The organism is Mycobacterium lehmannii, assembly GCF_001499925.1.
GTDB lineage: Bacteria > Actinomycetota > Actinomycetes > Mycobacteriales > Mycobacteriaceae > Mycobacterium > Mycobacterium lehmannii.
The window spans coordinates 33,028-50,997 of the sequence record NZ_LQIR01000068.1 but is presented as its reverse complement, the minus strand read 5'-3'; the positions used below and the strand labels follow the sequence as shown (position 1 = coordinate 50,997).

20 protein-coding genes are annotated in these 17,970 nt (G+C 64.9%); 7 read left to right on the top strand and 13 right to left on the bottom strand.

All coding sequences use genetic code 11. The features are described 5' to 3' along the window. Window positions 1-4: 4 nt before the first annotated feature. From AU192_RS23410 to AU192_RS23405, 3 genes are read right to left on the bottom strand one after another with little or no spacing between them, the layout of a single operon-like run. Window positions 5-763 carry an SDR family oxidoreductase gene (locus AU192_RS23410; RefSeq protein ID WP_064399927.1) on the bottom strand — a complete coding sequence of 253 codons (759 nt, stop codon included), beginning with the start codon at window positions 761-763 and terminating at the stop codon, window positions 5-7. Next, window positions 760-954 carry a (2Fe-2S)-binding protein gene (locus tag AU192_RS25290; RefSeq protein WP_082693544.1) on the bottom strand — a complete coding sequence of 65 codons (195 nt, stop codon included), beginning with the start codon at window positions 952-954 and terminating at the stop codon, window positions 760-762. Before AU192_RS25290 ends, AU192_RS23410 begins: the two co-directional genes overlap by 4 nt. Continuing rightward, on the bottom strand, window positions 954-1,595 hold the full coding sequence (locus AU192_RS23405) for a hypothetical protein (RefSeq protein ID WP_064399926.1): 642 nt from the start codon (window positions 1,593-1,595) through the stop codon (window positions 954-956). The genes AU192_RS25290 and AU192_RS23405 overlap by 1 nt, the downstream gene beginning before the upstream one ends. Before the next feature lie 155 nt (window positions 1,596-1,750). Here AU192_RS23405 and AU192_RS23400 point away from each other — a divergent pair, with 155 nt between their 5' ends. The 3 genes from AU192_RS23400 to AU192_RS23390 are packed head-to-tail and all read left to right on the top strand — an operon-like array spanning window position 1,751 to window position 5,201. Beyond that, complete coding sequence (locus AU192_RS23400) at window positions 1,751-2,977, top strand: cytochrome P450 (protein ID WP_064399925.1); 1,227 nt, start codon at window positions 1,751-1,753, stop codon at window positions 2,975-2,977. A 1-nt stretch (window position 2,978) separates the two neighbouring features. Next, entirely contained in the window at window positions 2,979-4,043 is a 1,065-nt protein-coding gene (locus AU192_RS23395; protein ID WP_064399924.1) for a spirocyclase AveC family protein, read from the top strand. A gap of 60 nt (window positions 4,044-4,103) precedes the next feature. Next, window positions 4,104-5,201: a dihydrodipicolinate reductase gene (locus tag AU192_RS23390; protein WP_109395598.1), complete on the top strand. Its 1,098-nt coding sequence runs from the start codon at window positions 4,104-4,106 to the stop codon at window positions 5,199-5,201. Here AU192_RS23390 and AU192_RS23385 read toward each other — a convergent pair. After that, a complete protein-coding gene (locus AU192_RS23385; RefSeq protein ID WP_064399923.1) occupies window positions 5,198-6,010 on the bottom strand; it encodes a mycofactocin-coupled SDR family oxidoreductase in 813 nt (270 codons plus the stop codon). The genes AU192_RS23390 and AU192_RS23385 overlap by 4 nt on opposite strands. Window positions 6,011-6,099: 89 nt before the next feature. Between AU192_RS23385 and AU192_RS23380 the strand changes: the two genes are divergently transcribed. After that, complete coding sequence (locus AU192_RS23380; protein ID WP_064399922.1) at window positions 6,100-6,882, top strand: SDR family NAD(P)-dependent oxidoreductase; 783 nt, start codon at window positions 6,100-6,102, stop codon at window positions 6,880-6,882. Here AU192_RS23380 and AU192_RS23375 read toward each other — a convergent pair. Both AU192_RS23375 and AU192_RS23370 read right to left on the bottom strand, forming a co-directional pair. Beyond that, on the bottom strand, window positions 6,879-7,958 hold the full coding sequence (locus tag AU192_RS23375) for an NAD(P)H-dependent amine dehydrogenase family protein (RefSeq protein WP_064399921.1): 1,080 nt from the start codon (window positions 7,956-7,958) through the stop codon (window positions 6,879-6,881). The genes AU192_RS23380 and AU192_RS23375 overlap by 4 nt on opposite strands. A gap of 172 nt (window positions 7,959-8,130) precedes the next feature. Then, a complete protein-coding gene (locus AU192_RS23370) occupies window positions 8,131-9,741 on the bottom strand; it encodes a class I adenylate-forming enzyme family protein (protein ID WP_064399920.1) in 1,611 nt (536 codons plus the stop codon). Between the two features lie 136 nt (window positions 9,742-9,877). Between AU192_RS23370 and AU192_RS23365 the strand changes: the two genes are divergently transcribed. The 3 genes from AU192_RS23365 (at window position 9,878) to AU192_RS23355 (ending at window position 12,927) form a co-directional block, all read left to right on the top strand. After that, window positions 9,878-10,408: a nuclear transport factor 2 family protein gene (locus tag AU192_RS23365; RefSeq protein ID WP_064400037.1), complete on the top strand. Its 531-nt coding sequence runs from the start codon at window positions 9,878-9,880 to the stop codon at window positions 10,406-10,408. Window positions 10,409-10,480: 72 nt separating this feature from the next. Further along, entirely contained in the window at window positions 10,481-11,701 is a 1,221-nt protein-coding gene (locus tag AU192_RS23360; RefSeq protein WP_064399919.1) for a CaiB/BaiF CoA transferase family protein, read from the top strand. Then, complete coding sequence (locus tag AU192_RS23355; RefSeq protein WP_064399918.1) at window positions 11,698-12,927, top strand: cytochrome P450; 1,230 nt, start codon at window positions 11,698-11,700, stop codon at window positions 12,925-12,927. Before AU192_RS23360 ends, AU192_RS23355 begins: the two co-directional genes overlap by 4 nt. Window positions 12,928-12,936: 9 nt before the next feature. On the opposite strand, the gene AU192_RS23350 is transcribed toward AU192_RS23355, so the two are convergent. From AU192_RS23350 to AU192_RS23320, 7 genes are all read right to left on the bottom strand, one after another. Beyond that, the gene (locus tag AU192_RS23350) at window positions 12,937-13,506 is read right to left on the bottom strand and encodes a hypothetical protein (protein WP_064399917.1); all 570 of its coding nucleotides are present in this window, start codon (window positions 13,504-13,506) and stop codon (window positions 12,937-12,939) included. A gap of 104 nt (window positions 13,507-13,610) precedes the next feature. Next, window positions 13,611-14,213: a TetR/AcrR family transcriptional regulator gene (locus AU192_RS23345; protein ID WP_064399916.1), complete on the bottom strand. Its 603-nt coding sequence runs from the start codon at window positions 14,211-14,213 to the stop codon at window positions 13,611-13,613. A 29-nt stretch (window positions 14,214-14,242) separates the two neighbouring features. Then, window positions 14,243-15,415: a lipid-transfer protein gene (locus AU192_RS23340; RefSeq protein WP_064399915.1), complete on the bottom strand. Its 1,173-nt coding sequence runs from the start codon at window positions 15,413-15,415 to the stop codon at window positions 14,243-14,245. Next, window positions 15,412-15,864, bottom strand: a complete 453-nt coding sequence (locus AU192_RS23335; RefSeq protein ID WP_064399914.1) for a MaoC family dehydratase — start codon at window positions 15,862-15,864, stop codon at window positions 15,412-15,414. The genes AU192_RS23340 and AU192_RS23335 overlap by 4 nt, the downstream gene beginning before the upstream one ends. After that, window positions 15,861-16,973 carry an acyl-CoA dehydrogenase family protein gene (locus AU192_RS23330; RefSeq protein WP_064399913.1) on the bottom strand — a complete coding sequence of 371 codons (1,113 nt, stop codon included), beginning with the start codon at window positions 16,971-16,973 and terminating at the stop codon, window positions 15,861-15,863. The genes AU192_RS23335 and AU192_RS23330 overlap by 4 nt, the downstream gene beginning before the upstream one ends. 17 nt (window positions 16,974-16,990) lie before the next feature. Further along, window positions 16,991-17,404: a Zn-ribbon domain-containing OB-fold protein gene (locus AU192_RS23325; RefSeq protein WP_064399912.1), complete on the bottom strand. Its 414-nt coding sequence runs from the start codon at window positions 17,402-17,404 to the stop codon at window positions 16,991-16,993. A gap of 3 nt (window positions 17,405-17,407) precedes the next feature. Further along, a complete protein-coding gene (locus tag AU192_RS23320) occupies window positions 17,408-17,965 on the bottom strand; it encodes an FAS1-like dehydratase domain-containing protein (protein WP_064399911.1) in 558 nt (185 codons plus the stop codon). Between the last annotated feature and the right edge of the window lie 5 nt (window positions 17,966-17,970).

Sequence of the window (17,970 nt, the reverse complement as noted above, 5' to 3'; positions counted from 1 at the left end):
CCTTCTATCGGCCTGTGCTCAGGCGGGGGGCCAGATGCACTATGTCGCTCACGACCGTGGGGTTGGCGCGGGACATGGCGATCAACGACAGCATGGCGTTGGCCACGTCGTTGACGGCGGACATCTTCGCCGGGATTTGACCCTCCTGTGCCCAGGCCCGGTAGAGGTCGGCCAGTAGGTCGCGGTCTGCCCCGCGGAGGATCTCGGTGCCGTCCGTCGGGCCGACGCTGACACGGATGACGGCCAGTTCCGGATGCTCGGCCCGCCATGAGCGCAGGATTTCGTCCAGGGCGGCCTTGCTGGCGTGGTAGGCCGCGACGCCGGCGCGTGGCCTGCCGACGTCGTGGCTCGACGCGACGAGTACAACCGCGTCGTCGGCGAGGTGGGGGAGCGCCGCCCGCAGCACATGCGATGCGCCTACCGCGTTGACGGCGTAGGCGTGCAGCCACGTCGTGACGTCGGTCTGCTCGATCAACGCGAACGGCACCACGGCGCTGGTGAATACCACCGCGTCGAGCTGGCCGAACTTCATGGCCACCTCGTCGACGACCCGCTCGATGGCGCGTGGATCGGAGACGTCGAGCTCGTGCGCGGAACCGTCGAGCTCTTCGGCCAGTTCGGACAGGAGCTCGACGCGTCTGGCCGCGAGCGCAACACGGGCGCCCCTGGTGTGAGCCGCGCGCGCGAGTGCGTGGCCGATACCCGAGGATGCGCCGATCACGAGCATCCGCGCGCCCTCGATGTTGGAATGTCGATCGCTCATGCCGTGCTTCTCCTACCGGATTCCGATTCCGCTTCCGCGGATTTGATGATCGAGCGGATCGTTCGTCGACACCTGCCGCAGTCCGATCCGGCACCGCACGCGTCCGATACCTGCCGCGATGTCTTGGCGCCCGAGGCGACGGCATCGGAAACCGCCTCGATCGTTATGCCGAGACACAGGCAGACATACATCAGTGCAGATCCGTCCCGGCCGTCTCGGCCAGTCGCATCGCGTGGACGAACCGCCCGACGAAGACCGGCGGATAAGCACCGACGCCGGCGGATTTCAGCCACTCCGAAGCGATGTCGGAGTCCGCGACCCACTGCAACGCGGTACGGGCGGTCGCAAGCTGATGAAGAAAGAGCACTTCGCGCGGGGTGTCGAAGGCGCGGTACACGAGTGTCCGGCGAATCCCTGAACGGGCGAAGTCGGCAAGTGAGTCGCGCACGCGAGCCATGAAGACCTCGACGTTCCGGACCCGGGTGACGGCGGCGACCACCACCTCGGTGCCCGGCGCGGGTGGCTCGCCGAGGTCGAAGCGCTCGACGACCTCACCGGCGAAGACCGCGGGAAGGTCTTCGATGCCGACCGCGTCGAACCACTCGAAGAAGTACGGCGAGCGGAGCAGGTCGAGCAGCGGCCGCTCGGTTCGGATACCGATGACGACCAGAACCTTCCCGGGGTCGACCACCGACTCGTACACGAACGCATACTGCGCGCCGAGATCGCGAAGACTTTCCTCGTGCTGCGCGAGCACCGGTCCCACTCGCTCGGATTCGGCGATCCGGAACTCGACGGCGAAGGTGAAGCTGCGAACGGCGGCTGGGGCCATTGCCGCCTCCTTCGATCCCGTTCTACGCAGGTGCACCCGAGGGTCCGCGATGTGAGAATTCATATTCTCATACGGGTGTTTCTGGCGGTAGGCGGCGGTGACATGGGCGCTCGGCGGCGCCCGTCCGGAGCCTGGGGAGGGAGAAATCCGCCACAATGACGTTCGGTAAAGCCTATTCTCACGGTGTGACCTACAGGGTGAATGTTGAACCGTACTACGACCCGTTCGACTTCGACATCGACGACGATCCCTACACCGTATGGAAGAGGCTCCGCGACGAAGCGCCGCTCTACCACAACGACAAGTACGGCTTCTACGCGCTGAGCAGGTACACCGACGTCGCCCGTGAGCTGGCCAACTGGCAGGACTACCGCTCGGGCAAAGGCACCACCATCGACATCATCCTCAACGGCGTCGAGGTACCGCCGGGCATCATCCTGTTCGAGGACCCCCCGATCCACGACTTCCATCGTCGCCTGTTGTCGGGTGTATTCACGCCACGGCGCATGGCGGCTATCGAACCGCTGGCGCGAGAGTTCTGCCGGCACGCCTTGGAGCCCCTCGAGAACACCGAGACATTCGACTTCATCGCCGACCTCGGCGCATGGATGCCGATGCGCACCATCGGATACCTGTTGGGCATACCGGAGGACAGGCAGATCGCCATCCGTCAGAACACCGACCGGCTTCTCGAACTCAAAAACGGCGAACTCGTCGATGCGGCCGACGACATGCTGACTCGGCAAGGCTCGATGCTGGAGGAGTTCATCGACTGGCGTTACGACCACCCATCAGACGATCTGATGACCGAACTGGTCAACGCCGAGATCGAAGAACGGAACGGTAGCCGCAGGCGGTTGACGCGCGGAGAGGTGTTGACCTACGCCGGCACGCTCGTCGGCGCAGGAAACGAAACGACGACACGGCTGATCGGCTTTGCCGGACAACTGCTGTCCGACCACCCGGACCAACGCCGCGAACTCGCGGCGGATTTCAGCCTCATCCCCGCGGCGATCGAGGAGGTGGTGCGCTACGAGGCACCCTCGCCTGTACAGGCACGATATGTCGCAAGTGATGTCGAATTCTATGGCCAGACGGTCGCCGAGGGGTCGGTGATGCTGCTGATCAACGGTTCGGCGAATCGGGACGAGCGACAGTACCCGGACGCGGACCGGTTCGACATTCACCGGCAGGCCACTCATCTGTCGTTCGGTCGCGGAATTCACTTCTGCCTCGGCGCCGCGCTCGCGCGGATGCAGGCGCGGGTGGCGATCGAGGAGGTGCTGAGCCGATGGCCCGACTGGGAAGTCGATTACGGGGCGGCCAAACGCGCTCACACCTCCAGCGTCAGAGGGTGGGCCACGCTTCCGGTGGCGGTGTGAGTTGACCAATACCGTTGACCGCACGCCCAACTCCGCTCCCGGAGAACCGGCTGAGGCACCCCTCTCGCCGTGGCCTGCCAGGATCGGATGGTCGCTGTTCTTCATCGCCTACCTGGCGTTCGCCATAGTGACGATCGCGAACATTCAGACGGGTCTGCACGGGGACCCGAGGAAGGCGAACCCGAATCCCGGCCCCGATCCGTATCCGCCGTTTCTCGGCTTCGACAACTGGCCGCTGGCCGTCTCCATCAGCTCGATCCCGTTGGCGATCGGTCTGATCGCCGTCCTGGCATGGTTGTCGTGGCGGCAGCGAAAGGTGCACTGGGCGGTCATCATCGCGTTCGCCGGCCTGATCACCGGGACGCTGGACCCATTGGCGAACTGGGCGACGTTCGCGATATTCGATCCGCGCATGTTGCACTTCCCGCTGTCCTGGCCGTACGTGAACATCTCACCGAATCTCGAACCGGCACTGGCATTCCTGGGTGGTTACGCCGCGTACTATCTGCTGAACGGTCTGGGCTTTCTGAAGCTGCACGACAGGCTTTTGGATCCGCTGATGCGTCGCGTCGGCTGGTTGGCGCCCCGCAGGCTGCTGCGGGTGTTCATCGGTGCGACGATCATCGCCGTCCCGATCAACGGCCTCATCCAGTTCACCTGGATGCGAGCCGGAATCTTCTACTACACAGAGGCAGTCGGACCGGTGCTGCACATCGGACACATCCACTTTCCCTTGATCATGGCGGTGTACGACGCCCCGATCTTCGCCATGGTTGCCGTGATGTGCGTGCGAGACGAGAGTGGGGAACTGGTGTTGATCAACCGTCTCGCACGCTGGTTGCCCGCGAGGCGGGGGCGTTCGAAGGTGACGCTGACTCGGCAGCTGTTGGTATCGGTGACGGTGGGCCTGGTGTCGTTCGCCGTGCCCCTGGCCGTGTTGGCGGGGCTGCGGGAGGCAGGTCTGTCGCGGCCCTCCTTCGATCAGAACCCGTATCCGGATGTGAACCTGTACGACCCGTACGGTCATCTCGAGGAAGCCGGCAAGCCGGGACCGTTCTACCGCTGAAATGGTCAGTCCCACGATGACGAGAACTGTTGCCCCGCAGGGGTGAGGAGGTAAAGCACCGTGACCGACTTCTCCGGTCGTCGCTATCGAGTTGTCCACGTCGGCACCGGGTTGACCGGCAGGGAGGCGTTGCGCGCGGTCATCGAGGACCCCTCGCTCGATCTCGTCGGAGTGAAGGTGTCGTCACCGGAAAAGGCCGGGATGGACGCGGGAGAACTGTGCGGTGCACCACCGGTCGGAGTACGTGCGACCGATGACCTATCGGCCGTTCTCGCGCTGAAACCCGACTGCGTGACCTATTGCGCGACCGCCGTCCGACGCGAAGAGGAGGCGATTGCGGACATCGCCACGTACCTCAGAGCCGGGATCAATGTGGTGACCTTCTCGCTGATCCCGATGATCTATCCCCCGGCCGCACCTGCGCCATGGCGAGAAGAACTGGAAAAGGCCGCCGCTGAGGGCAATTCAACGTTCTATGCTACCGGCAGCGAACCGGGGTTCATCAGCCTGAACATCCCCACGGCTCTGCTGACCGGAGCGGGCCGAGTCGACTCGTACCGGATGGACGAATACGCGGTCGACCTCGACAAGGCATACCCGATATGGGACGTCCTCCATGAGTCGATGGGATTCGGTAAACCCGACGGCCATGTGCCGGTCCGAATCGCGTCGGGGAAGGTCAACAAGGACTGGAGCACGGTGGTGACCTACATCGCCGACATCCTCGGATTCGAACTCGATGGTATAGAGCTGGATTGGGAGACGCTGCTCGCACCGACCGACCTTGCGACCGCGCTCGGTGTCATCCCGGAGGGAACGATCTGTGCGCACCGGTGGCAGCTCGCCGGGATCGTCAGGGGCCGCCCTGCCGTCGCGGTTCAATACTTCGCGACGGTCAGCAGCACGCCGTGGCCCGATCGTTGGCCCAAGCCGGCGCGCGAAGGCCAAGGCGGAATGGTGTTCCGCATCAACGGCAATCCCAAGATGAACCTCGAACTGCACCTGGAACAGTCGGACGACGACCGGGTGAACCCCGGTGTCGCAGCCACGGCGCTCGCGGCGGTGAACGCCCTTCCGAGCGTCGTCGAATCCTCACGGGGCGTGATCTCCAGCCCTCTGTCCGGGCCGTCGGTTGTCACCCGGCAGTCCACCGCTTAGCTGCCCGTCACGCCGACATCCACCGGAATGGCGGCGGCCGTGACGAATCTCGCCTCGTCGGATGCCAACCACGCGACCGCACTGGCGATGTCCTCGGGCGTGGTGATCGCGTCCGGCAGGAGTTGCTTTGTGAACCCGGGCCGCAGCGCCGGATTCGACTTCGCCGCCTCGGCCATCGCCTCGATCATCCGACCGCTTCCCATCGGCGTCGCCACCGAGCCGGGGTGCAAGCTGTTGACTCGGATGTGGTACTTGCCGAGTTCGGCGGCGAACGAACGGGCCAGCGCCGTAACAGCGTGCTTATTGGCCGTGTAGGCGATCATGAACGGCTCCACCGTGAGGCCGGCCGCCGAGCTGACGAGGATGACAGAGCCACCCCGACCGCCGGCGATGATGTGTTTGGCCCCCGCCATTACCGTGTTCCAGGTACCGACGATGTTGATGTCGATGGTGTCCTGAAAGTCACTCGGCGCCACCCGATCCCACGCGGCCGGCACACAGATGCCCGCATTGGCGACGATGACATCCAACCGCCCGAGCTCGGCGACCGCGTGATCGACAGCCGCGCAGAGGCCGTCGTGATCTCGGGTGTCGACGACCGCCGTCACCGCCCGCCGGCCATTGGTTTCCACCATCTCCGCCGTTTTGGCCAGATCCTCGGGGGTAGCGGAATCGTAGGGGACACTCGGTGGTAACGGCCCGGCGATGTCGACGAGAATGACGTCGGCGCCATCGGCGCTGAGCCTCTCGGCATGAGCGCGGCCCTGTCCGCGGGCCGCCCCAGTGATGAGCGCGACCTTGTCGGTCATGTCTGGCACACGCGCACGCTACCGCACCTGAGAATTCGGATTAACGGTTTTAGAGAGCGTCCGTTGCGTAAGTGATAGCTTCACCGATCATGAGTGTTCTCGACGGCCAGACGGCGTTCGTTCTCGGTGCATCGGCGGGTATCGCCCAGGCCTCAGCCAGACTGCTGGCGATCGACGGTGCGACGTTGTACTTGCTGGGGCGATCCATGAAGCGGCTCGAAGCGACGCGCGACCGAATTCATGAGGCCGCGCCGGACGCGGAGATCGTGCTGCAGAAGGGCGACCCCGAAGACGAGGACACCGTGAAAGCGGCGGCACAGTCCGCCCACGATGTTAACGGCCGGTTGAACATCGTCATCGGCACGGTGGCCAGCGGCGGCACTGGCCCGCTCGTCGAACAGGACCTCGAAACCTTCACGAATTTCGTGATGGGCAACCTGCGTTCGAACTTTCTGGCGTTGCGCTATTCGGCACCGCTGATGACGGACGGCGGCTCGATCGTATTCATCTCGTCGACATCCGCCAAGATTCCGATGGAGGGGCTGGGTCACTACTCTGCGGGCAAGGCCGCGCTCGAGATGTTCATTCGTGTCGCCGCCTCAGAGCTGGGCCCGCGCGGCATCCGAGTCAACGCGGTACGTCCGGGTTTGACGGAAGCGGCCACCACTCAGGGCTACATCCACCTCGAGGAGTTGACGAGCAGCTTCCTGGAACGGGTACCGCTGGGCAGGTTGGGTGTCTCCGATGACATCGCTCCCGGCGTGCGCTACCTGGCAGGACCGGAATCCGGCTGGATGACGGGGCAGAGCTTCGCGATCGACGGAGGCAATGAGGTGCGGGGCGCACCCCGCGGACCGATGTTCACGGTCTAGCCGAAGTCCAGCGCGTTGCGGGGGGCCGTGATCGGCAGATCCAGCGACGTGGCGATTCCCGGTGCCGCGTCGACGACGTAGGGGATGGCGTTGACGACCCGCATGGCGGTCGCCTCCATCGCGTTGGCGTTGGCCGACTCTGGCGTGTCCTCGGTGCCGAGGTTCAGGTCACACCGGATGTGGGGTTGCCCGTCGATGATCAGCCGGTAGGTGCCGTTGGGCGCCGAGGCCCACTCGGGTGCCAGGTCTGGCGCCATCCGATTGATGTGCTCGATGGTGATCACGGGGTGACCGTCGACGATGCCGGAGGTCTCGGCCCGCACCGCGCCGCAGGTTCCCGCGGGAATGGTTCCACACGCGACATGCAGATCTCGCGGGGTGAGCACCCGCTCGTAGGACTCGGTGACCTTCTCCAGCTCCACACCAAGAGCTCTGGCCACCAACCCGATGGGCGGCCCCCAGGCGAACTGTTGGGCCCCGTCGAGTTCGAGGAGAGGCGTGAAATCGAGCGGCTTTCCGAAGCCCATGGCGTCGATCATGAGGTCCCGGTTGGGGTATGCCGAGTAGTCGAAGATCTCCTGCGCCCGGATGGATCGGATGGTGTTCGACAGCGTGCTCAGCAGCACCGCGAGCTGGTCGCCGGCGAAACCGGGTTCGATACCCGACGTGTAGATCGTGGCTCCTCCGGACAACGCGGCGGCCCGGACCTGATCGGCCAGCTGCGGGATCCATCTGTCGGGGAACATCATTCCCGGGGTGTTGGTGGTCACCACGTTGAGCCCGGCATTGAGCAGACGGACGTAGTCGCGCACCGCTGCGGCATCCATCTCCGGGCTGGCCGCGCCGTAGACCACGCAATCGGGCCTGGCGGCGATGATGTCGTCGAGATCACCAGTGGTGATCACCCCGATCGGGCCCAACCCGACGATCTCGCCGGCGTCGCGTCCGACCTTCTCGGTGCTGTGTACCCACACCCCGACCAGGTCCAGGTGCGGCCGTCGGACGATCGCACGGATCGACAGGCTGCTGATCCAACCGGTGGATATGACGGCGACGCGTAATGGCTTGTCAGTCACGGATTGAACTCCTTCGGTATCCCAGAGCGGGGATCGGGGAGGTGGCCCGGTTACAGTGCCTCGTCGCGAATGTACCGGAGCGAGAATGCAAGTTTCCGAAAATGGAAGACCATCTTCGCGAGAGTTACTGGGCGCCGCACGGTGTCAAGGCCGAACGCCGACGCTGCCGCGCTTACCTTTCGGACAAGAGATCACTGAGCTGCTTTGCGAGGTCCGACTTCTTGACCTTGCCCGTGGCAGTGAACGGCAGCGCCTCTTTGTCGGTGACCCAAATGAACTTCGGGACCTTGTATGCCGACAGGCGGCTGCGGACATCTGCCCGCAGAGCCTCGGCATCCAGCTGCGCGTTGCCGCGCGGAACCACCGCCGCGGCCACGATCGTTCCGTTGTGGCCGTCCTCGGCACCGACGACATACGCCTCGAGAACGCCGTCGCACCCAGACAGGGCCGATTCCACCTCTCCCGGTGTGACGTTGGTGCCGCCACTGGTTTTGATCAGATCGCCCAACCTCCCGGTGAACGTGATCCAGCCGTCGTCGTACTGAATCCCGCAGTCGCCCGTTCGGTAGTAGCCGTCGCGAGTGAACACGTCCTCCCGCTCCCGCTTGTACAGCCGCTGCATGAGCGAGTAGCCACGGACCCAGATTTCGCCGTCGCTGCCCGGGGGGACAGGGTCTCCCGTCTCTGGGTCGACGAGAACATGCGACAACCCCTCGATCGAATAGCCGCCCGTCACCGAGCGATCGGCCGGCTGCGGTGGATACGGGTCGACGCCGATGTGATTGCCGCAGAGTTCGGTCATCCCCAGCGCATTGGGTCCCTTGGGCCGGCGTTCGGGGGGCACCATGGCGGGCATGCTGGTGCGCTGCACCGAGCGCAGGTCGCGCCGCGCGAAGTCCGGGTGCTCGGCCAGCGACTTGCCTTGCTGCGGCCATCCGAGCGTGATGGTCGCGCGATGACGCTCGATCAACTGCAGCGCGTCAGCGGCGTCGAACGCCGGCTGGGTTACCAGCGTCGCACCGTGGTGGATCACCGCATGGATGCCGGTGATCAGGCCACCGACCCAGAAGAACGGCATCGCCGTGAACATCACCGTGGTGTTCGTGACGCCGTAGTCGAACGTCAGGTTGTACGTGTGACGCACCAACGTACCGTGCGTGTGCACAGGGCCTTTCGGGTCTCCGGTGCTGCCTGAGGTGTAGATGATCATCGCGTCGTCGGCCGGCGTCACGCACGCCTCGACCTCGGCCAAAAAGTCCGCATCGTATCTCCCGCCGGTGCCGACCGGTAACGTCGTCGCCCACGGCCGGTCGCAGCGTCCCCACACTGCGATCGTGCGCAGAAACGGCGCGCCCGACACGGCCAACCTGCCGGGACTGCCCCCGCCGGCGAGGCCGGGTAGCGCCTCCTCGAGGCGGTCGACGAAGCTGTGGCCACGGAAGCTCGACTGCGCGAGGATTGCGCGCAAATCGGCGTGCCGGGCGGTCCATGCCAGCTCAGACGCCTTATAGAACGTGTTCAGCGGCACCGCGACCGCGCCGATACGCGTGATCGCGAACCAGGCGACCGCCCAGTCGACGCTGTTGGGCATCAGAATGCCGACGTGGTCGCCCTTTCCGAAGCCCTCGTCGAGCAGCGCCGTCGCCAACCGCGCGGACTGCTGGTCCAGGTCGGCGTAGGTCAGCGTCTGACCATCCGAGACGAGAAACGGCTTGGCTCCGAACCGCGCCGCGGACGATCTGACGAGGGCGGGAATCGTGGGCGTGAATGTCGGGAAAGGCACGAGGCGGATTCCTTAGCGGTCCTGTGCTGGGACGGGCTGGCCCCAACAGGATAGCCATTGTCACCGAAAACGAGAATATTGGTTCTCACTGGATGTCGCTGGCTATTAGACTCCGGCCATGTCGATGTCCGACCGGGTGGGTCGACTCGAGTCCAGCATCGAGATCGCCCAACTGCCCAGCCGCTACGCCATGGCACTCGATGCGCGAGATCTCGATGCGCTGGTGGCGTTGTTCGTCGACGACGTCCACGCCGGGTCGCACGGCGTCGGTAGAGCGGCGCTCAGGCAGTGGTACGACGAGGTGCTTCGCAGGTTCTATCGCAGCATCCACCTGATCTGCGGGCATACATTCGATTTCACCGATCCCGACCAGGCCACGGGGTCGACGTACTGCCGGGCCGAGCATGAGGACGGCGACGGGTGGTATGTGATCACGATGCGCTACGACGACGTGTACGAGCGCCGCGACGGCGCCTGGTACTTCGTCAAGCGACGCGGACATCCCTGGTACTCCGTCGACGTGACCGAGCGGCCCGGACCGGAATTCATCCGGTGGCCCGCTGATGTACCGCTCCGCACACAGATGCCACACCGGATGCCGACTTGGCGCGCATTCTGGGACAGCGGTGACCCGACGCTTCCCGAGCGCCTGTCCCGGCGGCCGTAGCGCTCATGGAGGCCCCACGATAGTGTGATTCTCAAATCTGAAAATGCCCGTTAACGCGTGTAGGAGGACGACATTTCCGTCGATAACGTGCTCAGCGGAGTTCGGGTGCTCGAGGTCGCCGCATGGACATTCGTGCCGTCGGCAGGTGCGGTGCTCGCCGAGTGGGGTGCCGAAGTCATCAAGGTCGAGCCGCGTGACGGCGGTGATCCACAGCGTGGGCTCGTCACCATGGGGATCGTCGACGAAGGTGGTGGCGCGGTCAACTACATGATCGAGATCCCGAATCGCGGCAAGAAATCGATCGGTGTAGATCTGAGCACGCCGGGTGGTCGGGAGGTGGTGCACGCACTGGCGAAGACCTGCGATGTGTTTCTGACCAGCTATCTGCCGGATCGCCGCCGGAAGTTCGGCATCGACGTCGACGACATCCGGGGAGTCAATCCGAGCATCGTGTACGTGCGGGGATCGGGTCACGGCCCCAAGGGCCCGGACGCCGACAAGCCGGGTTACGACGGTGTCTCCTACTGGGCGCGCGGTGGCATTGCCACCGTCCTGACCGAGGACGCCGATGAGCTCGTACGCTCACGTCCTGCTTTCGGCGATCTTCTCGGCGGAATGACTATCGCCGGCGGTATCGCCGCGGCGCTCTACAAGAAGGCGACGACCGGCGAGGGATCGGTGGTGGACGTATCCCTACTCGGGCTTGCAGCCTGGAACCTCAGCCCGGACGTGGCGGTTAGCCAAATTCACGGCGGCAGCGCGATTCCCAAGTTCGGGCACGCGGATGCCCCCAACCCGCTGGTGGGGACGTACCGCACCAAGGACGGCCGTTACGTCCAGCTGATGATGCTGCAACTTGACAAGTTCTACGCCGAGGCGATGCGCGTGATCGGGCTTCCGGAACTGATCGATGACCCGCGATTCGCCGACCCCGCATCAAGGTTCGAGAACCGGGTCAGCCTCATCGCTCTGCTCGACGAGGCGTTCGCCGAGCGCACGCTTGCGCAATGGCGGGAGACTCTGGCAGCGCTCTCGGGCGCGTGGGGCATTGTGCAGACCCCGGGTGAACTCTGCGACGATCCCGCCGTCACAGCCAACGGATATGTGGCCCATACCCAGACGGTAAACGGCGTGCCGTTCGCGCTCCCCACCAATCCCGTTCAGTTCAACGAGCAGTCGGTTACTCCCGGTGGCGCGCCCGAGCACGGTCAGCACACCGAGGAAATCCTCATGGACGCCGGGATCGAGTGGGACACCATCGAAGAACTCAAGGAGTCTGGAGCGATCCTGTGAATGCGCCCTCGAGCGAGGTCGATGGACGGCCCGTCGAATTCGACCCGTTCTCGCAAGACTTCTTCGACGGCGCGTACGACACCTACCGCCGCCTGCGCGACGAGGCTCCGGTCTATTACAGCAAGAAGTGGGACTTCTGGGCGCTGACGCGCTACGACGACGTGGCGCCCGCCACGAAGGACCACGAGACCTTCTCGTCGGCCAAGGGCGCCACTCTCGACATGGTCAAGGCTCACGACGACGCCATCCCGGTGCCGAAGGTGATCATCTCGATGGATCCGCCGGAGCATCAAAAGATGCGGCGACTGGTCAGCAACGTCTTCACCCCCCGTGCGATCGCCGCGCTGGAAGACATGGTCCGCGCGAAGGTTTACGAACGCATCGAAGCGCTGGACCCGGCGCAGTTCGACGTCGTCGCTGACTTCTCGGCGCTGTTTCCGAATGAGGTCATCACGACCATGCTCGGCGTGCCGAAGGAAGACCGCGACCAGATCCGCCGGTGGCTGGATCTCCTTCTCGAACGTCGTCCCGGTGAGATCGCCGTTCCCAGAGAGGGCTACGAAGCCTCGATGAACACCGGCCTCTACTATTACGACCTCGTGCAGCAGCGCCGGGCGGCGCCGCAGGACGACATGATCAGCCGTCTCATCGAGACCGCGATCGAGCGCGACGGCGTGGTGGAGAAGCTCACCGACGTCGACATCACCGGCTTCGCCACGATGCTTGGAGGCGCCGGCGCGGAAACGGTCACGAAACTGGTGGGAAATGCGGTGGTCGCGTTCGCCGACTTCCCCGATCAGTGGCGCAAACTTCGCGATGACCGCAGCAAGATCCCCGCCGCGGTCGAGGAACTACTGCGATACGAAGCGCCGTCGCAGTATCAGGTCCGCACCGCGACGCGTGATGTCGCCTACTACGGCACCACGATTCCGAAGGATGCCGCCGTGTTGCTCGTGACTGGGTCCGCCCTGCGCGACGAGCGGATGTTCGACAACCCCGACCGACTCGACATCGACCGGGACCGCAAGATGGGCTTCAACCTTGCCTTCGGTTACGGCGTGCACAGTTGTCTCGGAGCCGCATTGGCGCGCATGGAAAGCCGCATCGCGCTCGATGCGCTGCTCGACCTCATCCCCGAGTACGAGGTCGACCGTGACGGCCTTCGGCGAGTGGCGATGTCCAACGTGTGCGGCTATTCCAACGTCCCGGTGCGCCGGCTTTCCTGAAGCTGTTCCTCAGGCCGGAAGTGCCGGTTCGACCACCGTGAGACGGTGAAAACCACCGTTGAACGCTTCGTTGGTGCACGCAGACACCTCCGTGCCCGCTGCTTTCAGCGCGTAGTACTTGAACGCGCGTGCCGCGGAGCTAAGACGGTGTTCGATGTCGGAGGAGGAAGCTGGTGCAGCAGACCAGGTTCCGCCCCATGCAGCCACGTCCGCGCCGTGTCGCCGCGTGGCGTCCGCGATGAAGCGGCGCACTTCGCGATGCTTCGGGTACATACTTGCGGCGAACAACACCGCGTCCGTGCGATGTGACTCGGCATCGAAGGTACTCGGCATGAGTTGACTTGTGGCACCGAGGATCCGGACGGCCCGCGCGTGTGCCTCGGTCTCGAGGTAGAAGTCGACGAGCCACCCGGCGCGTAGCGCGTCGACGACGAGCCCGCCGGCCGCCGCTACCGCATCCACCGCGTCCGGTGCGAGGACGACCAGCTTGTAGGGCGCTGCGTGGTCCCGGTCCGGCGGCCGGTGTGCCGCCCGTCTCGACGTCGGCATCGGCGCTGCGGTCGCCGCGGTGGGTTTCACCTGGGTCCTCCTGGTGCGTACTGGCGGAAGCAGGAATACTCAGTTATGAGAATACAGATTTTCATCAGGTTGCATCCGTCCGGTTCACCCATGGGCTGGTCTCGCTACCGGCGACGTCGACTGCTGTCGACGAATCCGTTCACAGCGTATGCGCGCACGAATCCGGCCACGGCGTCGTCGTCGCGCATGTCGATCACTGCTGACGGAGTCGTGAACAGTGAGAACAACATTCGTGCGAACCACTCACATGCCGAGGGCACGTCAAGGTCCGAACGGACCTCGCCGGTCAGCCTGGCCGCGGTCACGTAAGGGGTCAGGAAATCGGCGCATTCCTTCAGGAGCGTGGCTGCGTTCTTGGTCATCATGAGGCTGACTTCGGCCGCGTCGAAGTAGACCTCGGGTTCGACCACCCGACGCGCCTGGGCGACGAAGACCGCGGCGCGTGTCAACCGTCCCTCCAGCGTGCTGCCCCCGTGGCGGTCGATGGCCTTGGCCATGTTGCGGTAGAACCGTTGCGACGCCGCCTCGGCGCACGCTTCGACGATCGTCTCCTTATCCCGGAAGTACTCGTAGAAGGTGCTGCGCGACACGTCGGCGGCGCGGGCGATGTCGACGATGGTCGTCTTGGCCAACCCGCGCGTGCGGAAGCAGGAGAAGGCGGCCGAGATGATGACATCCCGGGTGTCTACCTCCACCGATTGGGTCATGTCAGACGCCACCGCACGACATTAACCGCTCAGCGGTCCGGTGCGAGGATGAGGCCGCTGGTCGGAACGCCGGTGCCCGAGGTCACTAGCACATGTTCGACATCGTTGACCTGGTTGTATGACGTGCCGCGGATCTGGCGGACGCCTTCGGTGATGCCGTTCATCCCGTGGATATAGGCCTCGCCCAGCAGTCCGCCGTTGGTGTTGATGGGCATCCTGCCGCCCAGCGAGAGCTCGTCGACGGACACGAAGTCCTTGGCCTCGCCTCGGGCACAGAATCCGAGTTCCTCGAGCTGAGTGAACACGAACGGGGTGAAGTGGTCGTAGAGGAATGCGGTCGAGATGTCGTCGGGCTTCAATCCGGAGTTGCGCCAGAGCTTGTCACCGACCACGCCCATCTCGGGCAGGCCGGTGATGTCGTCACGGTAGTAACTGGTCATGACCTCGCCGTCGTATGCGGCGCCCTGGGCCGCCGCCGTGATCACGGCTGGCGGCTTGGCGAGATCGCGCGCCCGCTCGACACTGGTCACCACCATCGCCACTCCGCCGTCGCTCTCCTGACAGCAGTCGAGCAGGCGCAACACCGGCTCGATGATCCAGCGTGATTCCTGATGCTGTTCGAGGGTGATCGGCTTTTCGTAGAACCAGGCATCGGGATTCTTGGCCGCATGCTTGCGGTCGATGACGGAGATCTTGCCGAAGTCGGCGTTGGTGACGCCGTACGTGCTCATGTAGCGCTGAGCATGCAGGGCAACCCACGCGGCCGGTGTCATGAATCCGAACGGGGCATACGGGGCCATCCACAGCGGGGTGACGCCTGGCTGGCGACCGGCACCGCCGAACCGAAATCCGGAGCGCTCGTTGAAAGCCCGGTAGCAAACCACTGCCTCGGCCGCACCCGTCGCGACCGCCATCGCGGCCTGCATCACGGTGCCCGCGGCGGCACCGCCTCCGTGCGGTACTCGGGTGAAGAAGGTAAGGTTCTCGATGCCGACGTTGCGGGCGACCTCGATCTCTTCGTTCTCGTCGACGGAGAACGTCACCATGCCGTCGATGTCCTTGGGGCTCAGGCCCGCATCTTCGATGGCCGCCTTGACCGCTTCACAGGCCAGTTGCATCTCGGTCCGGCCGGATTCCTTGGAGAATTCGGTCTGACCGATGCCGACGAGCGCGGCCCTGCCGCCGATGCCGTCCCTAGTCACGCCTCGACTCCCTCGAGCAGGCTCAGCACCGCCGTGCCCTTGACGTGATCGCCCAGGCTGTTGGTGCCCTTGAAGGTGACCTCGATAAGCCCCTCGTCGTCCGCCGAGGACTTGTCGGTGACGCTGCCCTCGAACCGCAGCGGGTCGTTCGGATAGGCGGGCACGCCGAGCCGGATGGACAGCTTCTTGACCATGGCTTCGGGCCCTGCCCAGTCATGCAAGAACTTCACACACAGCCCGTTGGTCGTCAGGATGTTGAGGAAGATGTCTTTGGAGCCTTGGGAATTGGCGAAGTCGCGGTCGTGGTGCACCGGCATGTAGTCACGGGACGCTATCGCACCGGCGACGATCAGCGTGGTGGTGACGGGAACGTCCAGCGGCGTCACCTGGTCGCGGACGTTGACGTCGTTGAACGCGAGTGTGGTGGTGCGCTTCAGGGTCGAGGTCATTGGTTTGGTCCTTCCGCGAATGCGTTGCCGAGCCGGGACAGCTGCTGTGACGCCGATCCGAGCGCGAGTTCAATCTGCTTGGCCCACAGGAAGTAGCGGGACAGGGGGTAAGTGACGTCGATGCCCATGCCGCCGTGTACCTGCTGAGCGGACGCGGTGACCCGCGCGCCTGCCTCGGCGGCCCAGAACTTGGCGATGGCCGCTTCGCGCTCCGCGGGCTTGCCTTCGGCGATCAGCCAGGCCGCGTGCCACGTGGTCCAGCGGATCGCTTCGGTATCGATGAACGCGTCGGCCAGACGTTGTTGCACGGCCTGGAACGACCCGATCGGGCGGCCGAACTGCTCACGCTCGCTGGTGTAGGACGCGGCCAACTTCAGCGCACGATCGGCGACCCCGACCTGCATCGCGCACAAGCCCACCAGAGCTCTGCTGTACAACGCGCGGACGATGTCGGCATCGGCGCCCTCGGTGAGCCGCGACCCGATGGCATCGGTCAATTCGATGTCTGCAAACGGCTCGCCGTTGGTCGTGGTCGCCGGCGTCACCTCCACGCCGCTGCCGCCGGTTTCGACGACGAACAAGCCGGGTCCGTCGTCCGTCGTGGCCGATACGACGACGGCCGACGCGACCTGCGCCGCGGGCACCAACTCCTTGACGCCGGTGAGCCGCCAGCCCTGCCCGTCGGCCTGCGCGATGGTTCGCGGTACGGCCGGATCCGAGCTACCCGGTTCGGCCAGCGCCGCGGTCAACAGGGTACTGCCGTCGACCACCCCCGGCAGCCAGCGTCGCTGAAGTTCCGAATCACCGTGCCGGGCAATGGTATCGGCGCCGAGGACGAGCGTCGCGTACACCGGGACCGGCGCGACGCTGTACCCGACCTCGCTGAGCAGCACACCCAACTCGAGGAAACCACCGCCGGTACCGCCGACGGATTCGGGCAGCGCGATTCCGAGCAAGTCCGCCGACGCCAACTCGGCCCACAGTGCAGCGTCGTGCCGCACCTCGCCCGCTTCGAGCTCGGTCAAATGCTCCGGTGTGGCGCGGTGCTCGAAGAGCTGCCGGGCGACCTTGGCGACGGTCTCCTGCTCCTCGGTGAAGGTGAAATCCATGTGTGGCTTCCTCTAGTTCAGCGCGCCGGCCGAAATTGGTGCAGGACCAGCTCTTCCCCGCTGGGCAGTGCCTCGAAGGTCTCGTAGAAGACCTCGACGGGCATTCCGATCTCGATCGCATCTGGCTCTATGTCACACAGGTTCGACACGATGCGAACGCCTTCGTCGAGTTCGATCAGCGCGACGACGTAGGGATACTCGAGGAAGGGCAGCGGCGGGTACTTCGGCATCACGAAGCTGTAGACCGTGCCCCGTCCGCTGGACACGACGTAGTCCCAGTTGAGTGACTGGCAGCTACCGCACATCGGTCGCGGCGGAACGCGGAAGGTCTTGCAGTCGGTACAGCGCTGGATGCGGAGCTCCTGCTCCTTGAGCCCTGACCAGAAGAACTCCGTGTCCGGACTGATGCTGGGAGCGAGTCTGCTGGCCATCGATCACTCGCCGCCCGTCTTGAACCGCAGGGTGCGAAACCATTGGCGGCCGACGACTTCGCCGTTCTGATCGCGGTATGTGGTCACCCATGTGACGAAGAACCCGTTGCCCATGGCCGTCTTCTTCTCATCGGAGATCGAGTCGAAGACCGTCTCGGAGGTGATCTCATCGCCGACTCGCGGATAGCGCTCGATCTCGAATTCGGAGTTCGTCGCGATGATGCCGGTGTAGCCGGCGTCGGCGAGGAACTGCAGGGGATTCTCACCCTTCATCTCGATCGGCACACCGCCGCGTTCGTGGATGCCCGCCAGCTTCGGTGGTGGCATCGTCCAGGTCTGCAGCATCACCGGCGGTGACACGATGTCGCCGTAGCGGGAGTTCTTTGCGAACTCGGGGTCCAGGTAGGCCGGGTTCATGTCGCCCAGCGCGTACGCCCAGTGCCGGATCATTGCGGCGTTCACCGGATCCGGCGCGCGTACCGGCTTGCCGACACCGTCGGTGGGCTTGCCGATGAGCGCGTCGAGGCGCTCGCGCAGTTCGTCTTTCGCTGTGTCGGTCACTGGAG